14 protein-coding genes and 1 tRNA gene are annotated in these 15,949 nt (G+C 68.1%); 14 read left to right on the top strand and 1 reads right to left on the bottom strand.

Going from position 1 to position 15,949, the window contains the following annotated elements:
• The first annotated feature begins 10 nt into the window (after positions 1–10).
• The 11 genes from ACW7G5_RS12925 to queC all read left to right on the top strand — a co-directional run bounded on the left by ACW7G5_RS12925 (position 11) and on the right by queC (position 10,274).
• Positions 11–1,978: a potassium transporter Kup gene (locus ACW7G5_RS12925; RefSeq protein WP_457005142.1), complete on the top strand. Its 1,968-nt coding sequence runs from the start codon at positions 11–13 to the stop codon at positions 1,976–1,978.
• Between the two features lie 172 nt (positions 1,979–2,150).
• A complete protein-coding gene (gene ruvB / locus ACW7G5_RS12920; protein ID WP_457005140.1) occupies positions 2,151–3,173 on the top strand; it encodes a Holliday junction branch migration DNA helicase RuvB in 1,023 nt (340 codons plus the stop codon).
• 41 nt (positions 3,174–3,214) lie between these two features.
• The gene (gene ybgC, locus ACW7G5_RS12915; protein WP_457005426.1) at positions 3,215–3,637 is read left to right on the top strand and encodes a tol-pal system-associated acyl-CoA thioesterase; all 423 of its coding nucleotides are present in this window, start codon (positions 3,215–3,217) and stop codon (positions 3,635–3,637) included.
• Positions 3,634–4,440: a protein TolQ gene (gene tolQ / locus ACW7G5_RS12910; protein WP_457005138.1), complete on the top strand. Its 807-nt coding sequence runs from the start codon at positions 3,634–3,636 to the stop codon at positions 4,438–4,440. Before ybgC ends, tolQ begins: the two co-directional genes overlap by 4 nt.
• 3 nt (positions 4,441–4,443) lie before the next feature.
• Complete coding sequence (gene tolR / locus ACW7G5_RS12905; RefSeq protein WP_343279152.1) at positions 4,444–4,884, top strand: protein TolR; 441 nt, start codon at positions 4,444–4,446, stop codon at positions 4,882–4,884.
• Entirely contained in the window at positions 4,884–5,855 is a 972-nt protein-coding gene (locus ACW7G5_RS12900) for a cell envelope integrity protein TolA (RefSeq protein ID WP_457005136.1), read from the top strand. Before tolR ends, ACW7G5_RS12900 begins: the two co-directional genes overlap by 1 nt.
• Positions 5,856–5,934: 79 nt before the next feature.
• The gene (tolB, locus tag ACW7G5_RS12895; protein WP_457005134.1) at positions 5,935–7,275 is read left to right on the top strand and encodes a Tol-Pal system beta propeller repeat protein TolB; all 1,341 of its coding nucleotides are present in this window, start codon (positions 5,935–5,937) and stop codon (positions 7,273–7,275) included.
• A 61-nt stretch (positions 7,276–7,336) separates the two neighbouring features.
• Complete coding sequence (gene pal / locus ACW7G5_RS12890) at positions 7,337–7,849, top strand: peptidoglycan-associated lipoprotein Pal (RefSeq protein ID WP_457005132.1); 513 nt, start codon at positions 7,337–7,339, stop codon at positions 7,847–7,849.
• Between the two features lie 92 nt (positions 7,850–7,941).
• On the top strand, positions 7,942–8,790 hold the full coding sequence (gene ybgF, locus ACW7G5_RS12885; RefSeq protein WP_457005130.1) for a tol-pal system protein YbgF: 849 nt from the start codon (positions 7,942–7,944) through the stop codon (positions 8,788–8,790).
• Between the two features lie 61 nt (positions 8,791–8,851).
• Positions 8,852–9,538, top strand: coding sequence for a 7-carboxy-7-deazaguanine synthase QueE (queE, locus tag ACW7G5_RS12880; protein WP_457005128.1), 687 nt, complete (start codon positions 8,852–8,854; stop codon positions 9,536–9,538).
• A 67-nt stretch (positions 9,539–9,605) separates the two neighbouring features.
• Positions 9,606–10,274 carry a 7-cyano-7-deazaguanine synthase QueC gene (queC, locus tag ACW7G5_RS12875; protein ID WP_457005126.1) on the top strand — a complete coding sequence of 223 codons (669 nt, stop codon included), beginning with the start codon at positions 9,606–9,608 and terminating at the stop codon, positions 10,272–10,274.
• Here queC and ACW7G5_RS12870 read toward each other — a convergent pair.
• On the bottom strand, positions 10,262–10,726 hold the full coding sequence (locus tag ACW7G5_RS12870) for a group III truncated hemoglobin (protein ID WP_457005124.1): 465 nt from the start codon (positions 10,724–10,726) through the stop codon (positions 10,262–10,264). The genes queC and ACW7G5_RS12870 overlap by 13 nt on opposite strands.
• A 93-nt stretch (positions 10,727–10,819) precedes the next feature.
• Between ACW7G5_RS12870 and ACW7G5_RS12865 the strand changes: the two genes are divergently transcribed.
• The 3 genes from ACW7G5_RS12865 to ACW7G5_RS12855 form a co-directional block, all read left to right on the top strand.
• Positions 10,820–10,895 (top strand) — tRNA-Lys (locus tag ACW7G5_RS12865).
• Between the two features lie 52 nt (positions 10,896–10,947).
• Positions 10,948–11,697 carry a response regulator transcription factor gene (locus ACW7G5_RS12860; protein WP_457005122.1) on the top strand — a complete coding sequence of 250 codons (750 nt, stop codon included), beginning with the start codon at positions 10,948–10,950 and terminating at the stop codon, positions 11,695–11,697.
• Positions 11,698–12,452: 755 nt separating this feature from the next.
• A partial coding sequence (locus tag ACW7G5_RS12855) for a DUF7507 domain-containing protein (protein WP_457005120.1) occupies positions 12,453–15,949 on the top strand: 3,497 nt, incomplete at its 3' end.

Raw genomic sequence — 15,949 nt, 5'->3', positions numbered from 1 at the left:
CGGAAATCCGATGTCCGAAGGTACAACCAAGCTCGCAGCTGCGTCGCAGGGCAGGCGTGGCGGAGGCCGCGACCACGGCGGCGGCAATGGAGGCGGGTCCGATCCGGGCCACGGCAAGATCGGCCTGACGGGCCTCGTGGTCGGCGCGATCGGCGTGGTCTTCGGCGACATCGGCACCAGCCCGCTGTACACCCTGCGCGAAGCCTTCAACCCGCACTACGGACTGACCGCCAACGACGACACCGTGCTCGGCATCCTGTCGCTGATCTTCTGGGCGCTGACGGTGGTGGTGACCTTCAAGTACGTCACCATCATCATGCGCGCCGACAACGAGGGCGAGGGCGGGATCATGGCGCTGATGGCGCTGGCCCAGCGCAGCCTGAAGCCGGGTTCGAAATCGGTGTACCTGGTCGGCATTTTCGGGGTGTTCGGCGCCTCGCTGTTCTTCGGCGACGGGGTGATCACGCCGGCAATCTCGGTGCTGTCGGCGGTCGAGGGTCTGCAGGTGGTCGCGCCAGGGCTCGACGACTGGATCGTGCCGATCACCGTGGTGGTGCTGGGGGTGCTGTTCGCCACCCAGCGCTTTGGAACCGAGAAGGTCGGGCGCATATTCGGGCCGATCACCATCCTCTGGTTCGCATCGCTGGCCGCGCTGGGCGTGCTCAACATCCTGCACGAGCCCGAGGTGCTGAAAGCCATCAACCCGTGGTGGGCGGGACGCTTCTTCGTCGAGCACAGCTGGGGCGGGGTGTTCATCCTCGGCGCGGTGGTGCTGGCGGTCACCGGCGGCGAAGCCATCTATACCGATATGGGCCACTTCGGTGCGCGCCCGATCCGCCTGGGCTGGTACTGGTTCGTGCTGCCCTCGCTGATGCTGAACTACCTGGGGCAGGGCGCGCTGGTGCTCGAGGACCCGGCCGCAATCCGCAACCCGTTCTTCATCGGCGTGCCCGAGTGGGGGCGCTGGCCGATGGTGGTGCTCGCCACCGCGGCTACGGTGATCGCGTCCCAGGCGGTGATCACCGGCGGCTTCTCGGTTGCGCGCCAGGCCATGCAACTCGGCTACATCCCGCGCATGCGCATCATGCACACGTCCAGCGAAACCATCGGCCAGATCTATATCCCCGCGATCAACTGGGCGATGGCGGTGATCGTGATCGCGCTGGTGCTGAGTTTCCGCACCTCGTCCTCGCTGGCGGCGGCCTACGGCATCTCGGTGTCGATGACGATGCTGATCGACACCCTGCTGCTGGCGATCGTGGCCCGCGCGCTGTGGCCGAAGGCGCGGCGCTGGGTGCTGCCGTGCTGCGTTGGCTTCGTGCTGATCGACCTGGCCTTCGTGGTCGCCAACGGCGCCAAGGTCCTGCAGGGCGCCTGGTTCCCGCTGGTGCTGGGCATCGTGCTGTTCACGATGCTGCGGACCTGGCGGCGCGGAAAGGAGCTGCTGCGCGAAGGTGTCCAGGCGGGCGGCCTGCGCCTGGACACCTTCATCTCCGGCCTGATGCTGGCGCCGCCGGCGCGTGTGCCTGGCACGGCGATCTTCATGACCAGCGATCCGGGCGTGGTGCCGCACGCCCTCATGCACAACCTCAAGCACAACAAGGTGCTGCACGAGCGCAACTTGTTCCTGACCGCGGAAACCCTGTCGATGCCCTATGCACCGCACGAGCGGCGGCTGGAGCTGCACGGTATCGGCGACGACTTCTACCGGGTGACGGTGCGCTTCGGCTTCATGGAGATTCCGGACGTACCGCTGGCGCTGATGCGCGGCTGCGATGTCGAGGGGCTCGACATCGATCCGATGGACACCACGTACTTCGTCAGCCGCGAGACCGTGGTCGCGAGCCGCCACGTGGGCATGCCGGTGTGGCGCGACAAGCTGTTCGCGGTCATGCACCGCAACGCGGCACCGGCCAACACCTACTTCCGCATTCCCGGCAACCGCCTGGTGGAGCTGGGGGCGCAGGTCGAGATCTGAGGGGAGCTGCAACCTGTGGGAGCGGCCTGCATCGCGGCTATAGCCGCTCCCACAAGTGCAGCTCCCTAAGTGAGCTCCCCCAGTGAGTTCCCCCAGTGAGTTCCCCCAGGTGCAGCTCCCGCGGACCGCTCCACAGATGCCCCGCCGGGGTGCAGCGTGCGAACATGGGCGCATGACTGAAGAGCGCATCATCGCCCCCGACGCCACGCGGGAAGACGCTGCCATCGAGGCCTCGATCAGGCCGCAGCGGCTTGCCGACTACCTCGGCCAGCAGCCGGTGCGCGAGCAGATGTCGATCTATATCGAGGCCGCCAAGCGCCGCGGCGAGGCCATGGACCACGTGCTGATCTTCGGCCCGCCGGGCCTGGGCAAGACCACCCTCAGCCACGTGATCGCCAACGAACTCGGGGTCAGCATGCGGTCGACCTCGGGCCCGGTGATCGAGAAGGCCGGCGACCTGGCCGCGCTCCTGACCAACCTGCAGCCGCACGACGTGCTGTTCATCGACGAGATCCACCGCCTGTCGCCCGTGGTCGAGGAGGTGCTGTACCCGGCGATGGAGGACTTCCAGATCGACATCATGATCGGCGAGGGCCCGGCGGCGCGCTCGATCAAGCTCGACCTGCCGCCGTTCACCCTGATCGGCGCCACCACCCGCGCGGGCCTGCTGACCGCGCCGCTGCGCGACCGCTTCGGCATCGTCCAGCGGCTGGAGTTCTACAGCGCCGCCGAGTTGACCCGGATCGTGCGCCGTTCGGCGCAGATCCTCGGCATCGACTGCGCGCCCGAGGGCGCCGACGAAATCGCGCGGCGTTCGCGCGGCACGCCTCGGATCGCCAACCGCCTGCTGCGCCGGGTGCGCGATTACGCCCAGGTCCGCGCCGCCGGCCACATCGACAAGGAGGTCGCGGATGCGGCGATGGAGATGCTCAAGGTCGATCCCGAGGGCTTCGACAACCTCGACCGCCGGTTGCTCAACCTGATCATCGAGAACTTCGACGGTGGCCCGGTGGGCGTCGAGTCGCTGGCGGCGGCGCTGAGCGAAGAGCGCGGCACGCTCGAGGACGTGATCGAACCCTACCTGATCCAACAGGGTTTCCTGGTGCGCACCGCCCGCGGCCGGATGGCGACCCACAAGGCCTGGCGCCACCTCGGCCTGCAGCCGCCGGGCCCGGGTGCCGAGACCCTGTTTTGAGCGACGCCGCCCGCGATCCCCCTGCCGTGAGTACCGCCGTAATGCCTCTGTTCAGCCTTCCGACCCGCGTCTACTGGGAAGATACCGATGCCGGTGGCGTGGTCTACCACGCGCGGTACGTGGCGTTCCTGGAGCGCGCGCGCAGCGAATGGATGCGCAGCCTGGGCTACGGGCAGCAGGCCATGATCGATGGCCGGGACCTGGTGTTCGCGGTGCGTGACATGGAGCTCGACTTCCGTTGGCCTGCACGCCTGGACGACGCGCTCGAGGTCACCGTGGCGCTGGCGCGGGTGCGCCGGGCCAGCGTGGAGTTCGCACAGGAGGTGCGGCGCGACGGCGAGCGGCTGGCGTCGGCGCGGGTGCGGGTCGCGGCGATCGATGCGCGCAGCTTCCGGCCGCGGGCGCTGCCTGACCAGCTGTACGAACAGTTCAAATCCCTCGAATCCAACGCGGAGCAAGATTGATGAGTGCAACGGCCATCCTGATGCAGGTGAGCAGCGTCGAACCCCTGCCGGAAGACGTGCCGGCGGACAGCGCCGCGCTGGCCGCGGACGCCGCCACCCAGGCCGCAGCCGTGCCGACCACCGGGGGCGAGCTGGACCTGCTGCACCTGATCCTGCACGCGTCGCTGCCGGTGCAGCTGGTCATGCTGGTATTGCTGTTCGCCTCGATCGCCTCGTGGGTGATCATTTTCCGCAAGAAGCGCCTGATCGACCGCGCCGAGAAGGAGGCCGACCGCTTCGAGGAGCGTTTCTGGTCCGGTGCCGACCTCGGCAAGCTCTACAGCGCCGCCAGCGAGCGCAACCGCGAGGTCGAGGGCCTGGAGGCGATCTTCGAAGCCGGCTTCCGCGAGTACAGCCGCAGCGGCCAGCGCCGCGGTGGCGACAGCCGGGCCAAGCTGGAAGGTGCGCAGCGCGGCATGCGCGTGGCCAGCTCGCGGGAGCTCGACGGGCTTGAGCACAACCTGGAGTTCCTTGCCAACGTCGGCTCGATCGCGCCCTACGTCGGCCTGCTGGGCACGGTCTGGGGAATCATGATCGCGTTCCAAGGGCTGGTGAACGTCAAGGAAGCGACCATCGCAAGCGTCGCCCCCGGCATCTCCGAGGCGCTGATCGCGACCGCCATGGGCCTGTTCGCGGCGATCCCGGCGGTCTGGGCCTACAACCGCTTCGCCACCAAGGTCGAGCGCGTCGCCGGCCGCTACGACGCGTTCTCCGAGGAGTTTTCCTCGATCCTGGAGCGCCAGTCCTCGGCCGGCGAGGACTGATCCATGGCCGTCCGGTCCCGCCGCGGCAAGCGCCGCCAGCTCAAGAACGAAATCAACGTCGTGCCCTACATCGACGTGATGCTGGTGCTGTTGATCATCTTCATGGTCACCGCGCCGCTGATGAACCTGGGCGTTGACGTGCAGCTGCCCGAATCCAATGCCAAGTCGATCACCGAGCAGAAGGATCCGGTGGTGGTGAGCGTGGATGCGGGCGGCAACTATTTCCTTGCCGTTGAAGCCGGCAGCAACGAGGCCGTGGACCCGACCACGCTCAGCGCCAAGGTGCGCGCGCTGGTGGCAAACAACGCCGACGTTGCGGTGTTCGTCGCCGCCGACGGCGCCGGCAGCTACCAGAACGTGATGGACGCGATGGCGCTGCTGCAGAACGCGGGCGTGGAGCGCGTCGGCCTGATGAGCGATCCCAGGCAGGGCGGCGCACCCTGATGCGGGAGGAACGCGCCGATACCACGCGCGCGGTGGTGCTGGCCGTGCTGCTCCACGCCGCCCTGTTCGCGCTGATGTTCGCGGGCCTGTGGTGGACGCGGGAGGCGGCACCGCCGTCGGCCGCCGGTTCACCGATCAGCGCCGAGCTGATCGATGTCGGCGACCTGTCGGCGGCGATGCAGCAGACCCTGCGCAACCGCCCCGAGCCGGCGCCGCCGGAGCCGGAGCCGTTGCCGCCGGAGCGTGAGCCGGTGCCTGAGCCGGAGCCGGTGGTGGTCGAAGATGCCGCGCCCGAGCCGCAGCCGATCCCGGTGCCGCTGCCGGAAGACGCGCCGATCGAGCAGCAGCCAACGCCGCAGGTCCAGGTGCCGGAGCCTTCGCCCGTGGACCAGGAGGAAGTGCGCCGCGATGCGATCGCGCGCGAAACCGCGGAGCGCGAAGCGGAGGAAAAGCGTCGCCAGGAGCAGATCGACCTGACCGAGCGCAAGCGCAAGGAAGAGGCCGAGCAAAAGCGTCGGCTGGCACAGGAGAAGCTGGCCGAGATCCGGCGCGAGCAGGAGCAGGCGCAGCGTGAACAGCGCGAAGCCCGGAGCAGGCTCGAGCGGATCGCGCAGAGCAGGGCGGACCAGGCGTCGGAACAGGCCTCGTCGGCCGGCACCCCGCCGCCAGGCAACGAAGGCGTGGATGCCGGCCTGCAGGCGCAGTACCAGGCCGCGATCATGGAGGCGATCCTCAGCAACTGGACGCGGCCGGACAACGTGCCACTTGGACAGCGGTGCCGGATCACGATCACCCAGGTACGCGGCGGCACGGTCGTCAGGGCCGAGGTTTCGCCGTCCTGCCCCTTCGACGACCTGGGCCGCCGATCGGTCGAGGCCGCGGTGCTCAAGGCGCAGCCCTTGCCTTACGCCGGTTTTGAAAGCGTGTTCAACCGCACCCTCAACCTGAACTTCGAAGCCCGGGATCGCTGAGCCCGCCGTTCATCCTTGTGAGCGCCTTCACGGCCATGCTGTCACCCTCTCTCCCGCAGTCCTTTCCGGAGCCTGTTACATGACCCGATCCCATCGCCGGCCGGCCACCACGCGTGCGTGGTTTGTCGCCTGCCTTGCACTCCTCCTGCCGTTCGCCGCCTTCGCGCAGCAGGGCGGCCTCGAGATCGACATCGTCGGCGGCAACGCCCAGGCGCTTCCGATCGCGGTGGTGCCGATGCCCTACCTCGGCGCCGGTGCGGCTCCGGACACCGACGTCGCGCGCGTGGTGCGCGAGGACCTGGCGCGCTCCGGCCAGTTCCGCGGCCTCCCCGAGCAGGACATGGTCGACCGGCCGACCCGCGGCGGCGAAGTCGACTACGCCACCTGGCGCACGCTCAAGCAGGACTTCCTCGTGGTCGGCCGCGTGGTCGATGCCGGCGGCGGCGCCTACCGGGTTGAATACGAGCTGTTCGATGTCGCCAAGCAGGAGCGCCTGCTCGGCGTGGCCATGACCGGCCGCGCCAACGCCATGCGCGATGTCGGCCACCAGATCGCCGACGCCATCTACGAGAAGATCCTGGGCGTGCGCGGCGCTTTCTGGACGCGCATCGCCTACGTGACCTCCACCGGCACCGGCGAGAACATCAACTACGCGCTGATGGTCGCCGACGCCGACGGCCACAGCCCGCAGGTGGTGGTGCGCTCGACCGAGCCGCTGATGTCGCCCGACTGGAGCCCCGACGGCCGCAAGCTGGCCTACGTCTCCTTCGAACACAACAACAATTCGGCGATCTACATCCAGGACCTGGGTACCGGTGCCCGCGAGCGGGTGGCGAGCTTCCGCGGCATCAACAGTTCGCCGGCGTTCTCGCCTGATGGCGGCAAACTGGCGCTGACCCTGTCGCGCAGCGGCAGCCCGGAAATCTACGTGATGGATCTCGGCAGCAAGGCCCTGACCCAGTTGACCACCCAGATCGGCATCGATACCGAGCCCACCTGGAGCGCCGACGGGCGCAGCATCTACTTCACCTCCGACCGTGGCGGAAGGCCGCAGGTCTACCAGGTTCCGGCCACCGGCGGCAGCGCGACCCGGGCGACGTTCCAGGGCAATTACAACGCCAGCCCGACGGTCTCGTTCGACGATAAAAAGATCGCCGTGGCGCAGGGTTCAGGAAACGTATACCGTATTGCATTGCTGGACCGCAGCCTAGGCACGCCCCGCTGGTCCACGCTGTCGCCAGGGTCGCTCGACGAATCGCCGAGCTTCGCCCCGAACGCCAGCATGGTGCTGTACGCGGGCAGGGAAGGCAGCAGGGGAGTCCTGTATGCCGTTTCCGCCGACGGACGCGTCCGCCAGCGGCTGGTACTTGCCGACGGTAACGTCCGCGAGCCGGCGTGGGGACCGTACCGCGAACGCTGACATCGCGTGCACGGCCGATACAGCAATGTGAAGTACTGCCCATCTGAAGGATCGACGAGAGATGAAGACCACAACCCGCGTTCTGCTCACGGCCCTGCTCTGCACGGCTGCCGTTGCCTGCTCCAAGAAGGTCAAGGAAGAAGTGCCGGTCGACACCACCCCGACCACCCCCACCACCACTCAGCCGGCCACCACGCCGGGTGCCTACGGTCCCGAGGACCTGGACACCGACGCCTGCCTGCGCCAGCGCACCATCTACTTCGATTTCGACCAGGAGTCGGTGCGTCCGGAATTCCAGGCGGCAATGGCCTGCCATGCGAAGTACCTGCGCGACCGTCCTTCGGCCCGCATCACGCTTGAAGGCCATGCCGACGAGCGCGGCAGCCGTGACTACAACCTTGGCCTCGGCGAGCGCCGCGGCAACGGTGTGTCGTCCGCGCTGCAGGCCAACGGTGGGTCCGACGGCCAGCAGACGGTGACCAGCTACGGCGAAGAGCGCCCGACCTGCACCGCCTCGAGCGAGGATTGCTGGGCGCAGAACCGTCGGGTGGAGATCACCTACACCGCCCGTTGATCGGCGGCACGGCAGCAACACGTCGGCAGCTGGCGGGAACCCCGCCAGCTGCCGATTGTCTTTATGAACTCCGAACATCAGATGCGAAGGCCATGACCCGCAGCCATTTCCTGACCAGCTTCGCCCTCGTTGCCGCCGTGTCGGCGGTACTCGTGGCGCCACCCGCCGCCGCGCAGCGCGCCAGCCTGGGTGAACGCGTGGCCGCGCTCGAATCGCAGGCCGCCAACAACCAGGGCAACATCGACCTTCTCAACCAGCTCACCGCGATGCGCAACGAACTGCGTGCGCTGCGTGGGCAGGTCGAGGAGCTGCAGCAGCAGAACCAGGCGCTCGAGACCGCGATGCGCAACCAGTACCTCGACGTGGACGACCGCTTGAGCCGGATCGAAGGCGGGGCGCCCACGGACGCCGGCGCCGCTGCGCCAGCCGCGGCCACCCCGGCCGCAAGCGCATCCGGTGCGTCGGGTGCGGCCGCTGCGCGCGCGCCGGCCACGGCGCCCGCAGAGAGCGCCCCGATCGTGTTCGGCGACGCCGGCCTGCTGGCCAACGCCGCCGACGAGCGCGGCGCCTACGAAACCGCCTTCGCCGCGCTGCGGGCAGGCGACTACGAACAGTCGGCGAACCTGTTCAACGAGTTCCTGCGCCTGTACCCGACCGGCTCTTACGCGCCCAACGCCACGTATTGGCTGGGCGAGAGTTACTACGTGACCCAGGACTATGCGCGCGCGCAGGCGCAGTTCGAGGGCATCCTCCAGCGCTGGCCGACCCACGACAAGGCGCCTGGCTCGCTGCTGAAGATCGGCCTGTCGCAGTACGGACAGCGGGACCTGGTTGCCGCGGAGGCCACCCTGGCCCGCGTCACCGAGCAGTACCCGGGCACCGACGCGGCCCGCACCGCCGACGACAGGCTGCGCTCTATCCAGCTCAACAGCCTGCGCTGAACCCGCGTAGCGCTGCGCCGGACGCCAGGCCGGCGCCGGCCTGGGCGTTACAATGAAAGCCATGAGTACCCCTATCGCCGAGACCGGCGCGACCAGCGTCGCGGCACCGGACCGGCTCCGCATCACCGAGATTTTCCTGTCGCTGCAGGGCGAGGCGCGCGACGCCGGCTGGCCCACGGTATTCGTGCGCCTGACCGGTTGCCCGCTGCGCTGCACCTACTGCGACACCGCCTACGCGTTCCACGGCGGCCGATGGCATGACGTCGATGCCATCCTCGCCGAGGTCGCCGCCCACGGCGTGCGCCATGTCTGCGTGACGGGGGGCGAGCCCCTCGCGCAGAAGCGCTGCATCGGCCTGCTGCGGCGGTTGTGCGATGCCGGGTACGTCGTGTCGCTGGAGACCTCGGGCGCGCTGGACATCGGCGAAGTCGATCCCCGCGTGTCCCGCGTGCTCGACATCAAGACGCCCGGCTCCGGCGAGGATGCACGCAACCTCTGGTCGAACGTCGACCTGCTGACGCCGCATGACCAGGTCAAGTTCGTCATCTGCAGCCGCGCCGACTACGAGTGGGCCCGGGAAGCGATGGCGCGCCATGCACTGGACCGGCGCTGCGACGTGCTGTTCTCGCCGAGCAAGTCCGAGGTCGATGCGCGCCAGCTCGCCGACTGGATCGTTGCCGACCGCCTGCCGGTGCGCTTCCAGATGCAGCTGCACAAGATCCTCTGGAACGACGAGCCCGGGCGGTGAAGTCCGTGCCAAGGCGCCAGCACGCATCGCCCCGGGGTCGCATCACCGGATCATCGGAGTCCGCATCTTGAACAACGCAGTCGTACTGGTCTCCGGGGGCATGGATTCCGCCGTCGTCCTCGCCCTGGCCCGCGAACAGGGTTTCGCGGTGCATGCGCTGAGCGTGGCCTATGGCCAGCGCCACACCTCCGAGCTCGAAGCCGCTGTCGCCCTGGCAGCGTCCCAGGGCGCCGTCGCGCACAAGGTGGTCAGCGTCGACCTGCGCGCGATAGGCGGCTCGGCCCTGACCGCCGATATCGAGGTGCCCGAGGCTGGCAGTGCCGGCATTCCGGTCACCTACGTGCCGGCCCGCAACACCATCATGCTGTCAATCGCGCTGGGCTGGGCCGAAGTGGTGGGCGCGGCGGACATCTTCTGCGGCGTCAACGCGGTCGATTATTCCGGGTATCCCGACTGCCGGCCGGAGTTTATCGACGCGTTCGAGCGCCTGGCCAACCTCGCGACGCAGGCCGGCGTGGATGGGGCCGGTATCCGCGTGCATGCGCCGCTTCAGCATCTGTCCAAGGGCGACATCGTGCGCGAAGGGCTGCGCCTGGGCGTGGATTTCTCGCAGACGGTGTCGTGCTATCGCGCCGACGACGACGGCCGCGCCTGCGGGCATTGCGATGCCTGCGTGCTGCGGGCCGAGGGCTTCGCGGCCGCCGGGGCCACGGACACCACGCGTTACCTGGACTGAGGGTCCGGGTCCGCGTCGCCGTTGTCGCCGCTGCGGCGATGGAGGCAGGCGGGTTCATCGCTGGCGCGTCGCAGCCGGCGCAGCGGATCGATCTCCAGCCCGATGCGCAGCGAGCGGCCGATGCGTTGGGCGGTTTCGAAGACGTGCCGGGCCTGCGCCTTCGGAAGCACCTCGCGCGCGGTTGCGTCCCACAGCGCCAGCCAGCGTGCGAAATGCTGGTCGTCCACGCCCAACGGGCGGTGCGCGGCCATCGGATTGCCGCGGTACGTACCCGCGCGCAGCAGCACCGAGCACCAGAAGCGGACCAGGGTGTCGAGGTGCTCGTCCCAGTCATCCACCGCCGCATCGAATACCGGGCCGAGCAGCCAGTCGGTGCGCGCACGCGCGTAGAACGCGTGCACAAGGCGGGCGATGCCGTCGGGGTCGGGGATATGCGCGGCGTCGGAAGACATGCCGACAGTGTCGGCCGCCGCGCCTGCACCGCGCATTGACCGGGATCAGGCGCTGCGGCCACGGGGACGGCATGACATAATCCGCTCCTCTCCGGGCCGTTAGCTCAGTCGGTAGAGCATCGGACTTTTAATCCGCTGGTCGATGGTTCGAATCCATCACGGCCCACCAGTCACGTCATGCGGCGCGGTGCCTGCAAGACACCGGATGCGAGGTGGCGCCCATGGAACCACTGACGATCGCAGTGGTTGAGGACGATCCCGAATACCGCGATGCGATCCTGCTCCCGCTGCTGAAGCACTCCGGATTCACTCCCGTCGGCTTCGGCAGCGCGCTTGCGCTGTACCGGACGCTTCTGTCCGAGCGCTTCGACCTGGTGCTTCTCGACGTGGGCCTGCCGGACGGCAGCGGGGTGGAGATCGCCCGCCATCTGCGGGACACGCTGCCCGGGGTGGGCATCGTCATCCTGAGCGGACGGGTTTCCCCGGCCGACCGCATGCGCGGGCTGGAGGCGGGAGTGGATGCCTACCTGGGCAAGCCGGTGGAGCTGCAGGAACTCGTCGCGACGCTGCGCAACGTGGCGCAGAGGACCCGTCCGCGCGGTCCGGGCCGGGATGTACCGGCAGCCCGTGGCCTGATGGCGGACGGTGCCGGTGCAGTCGCCGAAGACGAAAACGAAAACGAAGACGGATGGCGCTTGGGTGCGCAGGGCTGGAACATCGTCGCGCCCTGCGGTTCGGCGGTGGTGCTCAACCTGGCCGAAAGGCAGGTGGTTTCGCTGCTGGTCGCCTCGCAGGGGGTGCCGGTTCGGCGCGAGACCCTGATCGGCGGCCTGGTGGAGGACGTGCACCAGTTCGATCCGCACCGGCTTGAAATGCTGGTCCATCGGCTGCGGCAAAAGTGCCTGCAGGAAACCGGCACCCGGCTGCCACTGAAGACGGTGCGCGGCGTGGGCTACATGCTGGCCTGGTAGGACGCGGCGTCGGCGCCGGGGTGGCCAGGTTGAGGATGGCCAGACCGAGCTGTGCGCGGTCGAAGGTGATCGGGCACGGGCTCGGCGGAAGCTCCATGTGCAGCGTGATCTCCGCACCGGCGCCTGGCGGAGCAGGGGTGCCAGGTCGCCGAGCACTTCCTTCCCTTGCGTGGGTGACGACGACAGCGGCGTCGCGGCCCCCGGCGCACGGCAGCCGGTACTCCAGGGTCAAACTTCACGCGCGGTGAGAATCCGTAATAAACCGTGCGTGAATCACACTTTAGCGGCATGTAACCTTCCGCCTCATTTCCGCCTCATTTCCGCACAGCCGCTTGGGCTGGTGCGCCGTACGCGCGGGCCTTGAAGCTGCGCGAAAAAAACCGTGAAGGCCGGCCGCTCGCGGGCCGAGGTGGCGCAAGAGCGGATGCGACATCGGGGCGGAATAGGCCACAGGCAGGCGTTGAGTGACGCGACGAGTCAGCATTTGGCTAATATGAATGCGGTTTTGATGGGCTTGCGCGCCGATGCTGTGAGTTGCGTACCGGTCTTGTTGTGAGCAGCGCTGGCAAATATGTGACGCTTGGCACGGTTTCTGCTTGCCGGGTTGGGGCTTGAAGTGCCCAGGGCTCAACGAATTTTGGAGCGAGGGGGGTGGTCAGCGCGGGCTTGCCGGTCGATGTCGACCAGCCCGGCACCGCCTCCGGGAATGAGTGCGGCCGACGTGCCGGAAAAATGAATCTGCAGGGGATCTACGCGTGAATTTCGATCGTTCGAAGAGTGGTGCGCTGGCGCGCGCGTGGGCCATGGTGTTCATGGGAATGCTGCTGGCCTTGTTGCTGCCCGGCGTCGTCCATGCGCAGGCCATCCAGTCCGACTGCCGCCTGGCCAACCCGAACTCCAGCGGCGCACACGTCGCCGAAATCTGCTGGTTCCAGTTCGGCAGTGTCAATCAGGACCTCGCGGGAGGCACGCCGGGAACCAGCAGGGATTACGACGTTGCCCTGCCGGATGGCTCGCGAATCACGTATACCGCACGGATAACGGGTGGTACGCACGCCAACCCCGGGCTGCGGGTCCTGCAGGCACCGGCCTGGACCGGCTCGCACTTCAGCGGCACGTCCGGCTATTACACGATCCTGACGCCGAACGCGGCGGCTTTGAACACGCCGGAGAACGGGCGCGGCAATGGCGTCGTGCTGACCTTGGAGGACGTACGTCTGTTCGCGCCTGACGGGCGGGAAATCAACGATCTGCCGTTCCAGATCATCATGGCCGACGCCGAGCGTCTGAACAGCAATCCCGAACACATGGATTTTGGCGTTGTTTCGGGTGGGCAGCCGTGGGTGGTGATGGAATGGCTCGGCGACAGTGCGAGCAACAACGTTTCGCGATCAACGCCACCGGCCAGCTCCGCCTGCCTGTCCACTTACGTCGATTGCGCGCGTTTCACCGGCACAAGTAACGGCAATGCCAACACGGTCGTGCTGGCCGCGAATCGCGATCCGAACTCGCCGGCACCGTTCACGGTGATGGCGCAGATCCACTCGAATGCGGGACAGGGCTTCGCGATTGGCGTGCGCTGGGGCAGCGTGCGCCTGCGCAAGATGCTGCCGGAAGGCCGGATTGCGCCGCAGGACCAGTTCGCCTACCGGATCAGCAACGCGGTCGGTACCGAGGTCGCCACCGGCACCACGACCGCCGCCACGACCACATCGCCCTGGATCAGCGCCATGGCGATGCCGGGCAACCGGCTGGTACTCGAAGAGGTGATGGCACCCGGCTCGAGCTCGGTGCTCGGCCAGTACAGCCGCTGGGTGACGTGTCAGGTCGTGGGCGGTCCCATCCTGATCGACCAGGCCTATAACCCGGCCAATCCGCCGCAGATCGTCATCGATTCGGGACAGCCCGGCGACAACATCGACTGCGAGATCACCAACCGGCCGGCCCAGTTCGACCTGACGGTCGGCAAGACCGTTTCGCAGATCAATGGCCAGCCCGCGGCCTCCGGCGTCGCGGTCTCCCCTGGCGACGTCGTCACGTACCAGATTGAAGTCACCAACATCAGCAACACCGAGACGGCGATCGTGCCGGTGGGCGCGGTGGTCGAGGGCATCCCGGCCAACACCGAGGTCGTCGCGGCCGGCAATGACTTCACCTGCTACCTCAACAGCTGCAGCAATACCGCAGAGCTGACCATCAATCCGGGCAGTTCGGTGATCCTGGACTTCGTCGTCAGGGTGGACGATCCGCTGGCGGACGGGGTCACGGAGATCGTGAACCAGGTGGCCGTCGACGGCGTGGACTGCGCGGCCGCGGGCAACAGCTGCAGCGAGATCCTGCCAATCGCGCCGTCGGTGACGGTCGCAAAGAGCGCGGACCCGGCCAGCGGCGTCCCGGTCCTGCCGGGCGCCCAGGTGTCCTACACCTTGACCGTCACCGTTGCCAACGCACCGACCACCAGCGCCGTGGTGCTGAGCGATACGCTGGGCGCCGGCCTGACCTTCGACAGCGTGAGCAGCCCGGGCGGCTTCAGCCACAACGGCGCCAACGCGCCGATCCATGTGTTCACCCTGCCTGCGGGTGCCGCGGTCGGTTCGCACAGCGTCACCTATGTCGCGACTGTCGATGCGGATGCCGGCAACACCGTCGGTAACAGCGTGACGGGCGAAGGTGGTGGTGGCCCCGATCCGGTCTGCGTTGACTGTACGACCGAACATCCCGTGCACCGGCCTTCGCTCGAGCTGACGAAGACCGGCACGCTCTCGGCCGACGAGAGCACGATCACCTATGTGTTCTCGGTGGAGAACACGGGCAACGTGGCGCTGACCAACGTGTCGGTGAGCGACCCGCTGCTGCCCGCGCTGGACTGCCCGGTGATCGCGACCCTGGCGCCGGGTGCGACGCAGACCCTGACCTGCACGGACAACGTGTACACCGTGCAGCCGGGCGACGTGGACGCCGGCCAGGTGGAGAACACCGCGACCGCGAGCGGCCAGCCGCCGACGCCTCCGGGCGGCCCGGCGCCGGATCCGGTGACGGACGATGACACCGAAACCACTCCGCTGGCGCAGGATGCCGGCCTGGAAGTGGCGAAGTCGGTGACCTCGGCGGGTCCGTATACGGAAGGCGACGTCATCACCTATCAGTTCGTGGTGACGAACACCGGCAACGTGACGCTGACCGGCGTGTCGGTCACCGACCCGCTGCCGGGTCTGAGCGCGATCACTTACGCGTGGCCAGGTGCCGACGGTGTGCTGGACGCTGGTCAGAGCGTGACTGCGACCGCGACCTATACCGTGACCGCGGCCGACGTGAACACCGGCAACGTGCACAACAGCGCGATCGCAGGCGGTACGCCGCCGTCGACGCCGTCGAACCCGAACCCGCCGCCGGTCGACAGCCCGCCGGACGAGGAAGACACCCCGATCACGCAGGATCCGAGCCTGGAAGTCACGAAGTCGGTGACTTCGACGGGTCCGTACACCGAAGGCGACACGATCACCTACCAGTTCGTGGTGACGAACACCGGCGACGTGACGCTGACAGGCGTATCGGTCACCGACCCGCTGCCGGGTCTGAGCGCGATCACTTACGCGTGGCCGGGTGCCGCCGGTGTGTTGGACGCTGGTCAGAGCGTGACCGCGACGGCGACCTATGTCGTGACTGCCGCGGACGTGAACTCCGGCAACGTGCATAACAGCGCGATCGCGGGCGGCACGCCGCCGTCGACGCCGTCGAACCCGAACCCGCCGCCGATCGACAGTCCTCCGGATGAGGAGGACACCCCGATTACGCAGGAGCCGGGCCTGTCGCTGGTGAAGTCGGCGGCATCCGCCGGTCCATATGCCGAAGGCGACACGATCACCTACCAGTTCGTCGTGACGAACACCGGTGACGTGACGCTGACCAACGTGTCGGTCACCGACCCGCTGCCGGGCCTGAGCGCGATCACTTACGCGTGGCCGGGCGCCGATGGTGTGCTGGATGCTGGCCAGAGCGCGACCGCGACCGCGACCTATGTCGTGACCGCGGCCGACGTGAATGCCGGCAACGTGCACAACAGCGCGACTGCCGATGGCACGCCGCCGTCCACGCCGACGAACCCGACCCCGCCGCCGGTGACGACGCCGCCGAGCCCGGTCGATACGCCGATCGCGCAGGACCCGAGCCTGTCGCTGGTGAAGTCCGTGACTTCGACGGGTCCGTACACCGTAGGCGACACGATCAGCTACCAGTTCCTGGTTGAGAACAC

It is taken from the genome of Luteimonas sp. A501 (assembly GCF_054052085.1).
The sequence above is the reverse complement of the archived record's forward strand: the minus strand, read 5'-3'. Positions and strand labels throughout refer to the sequence as shown.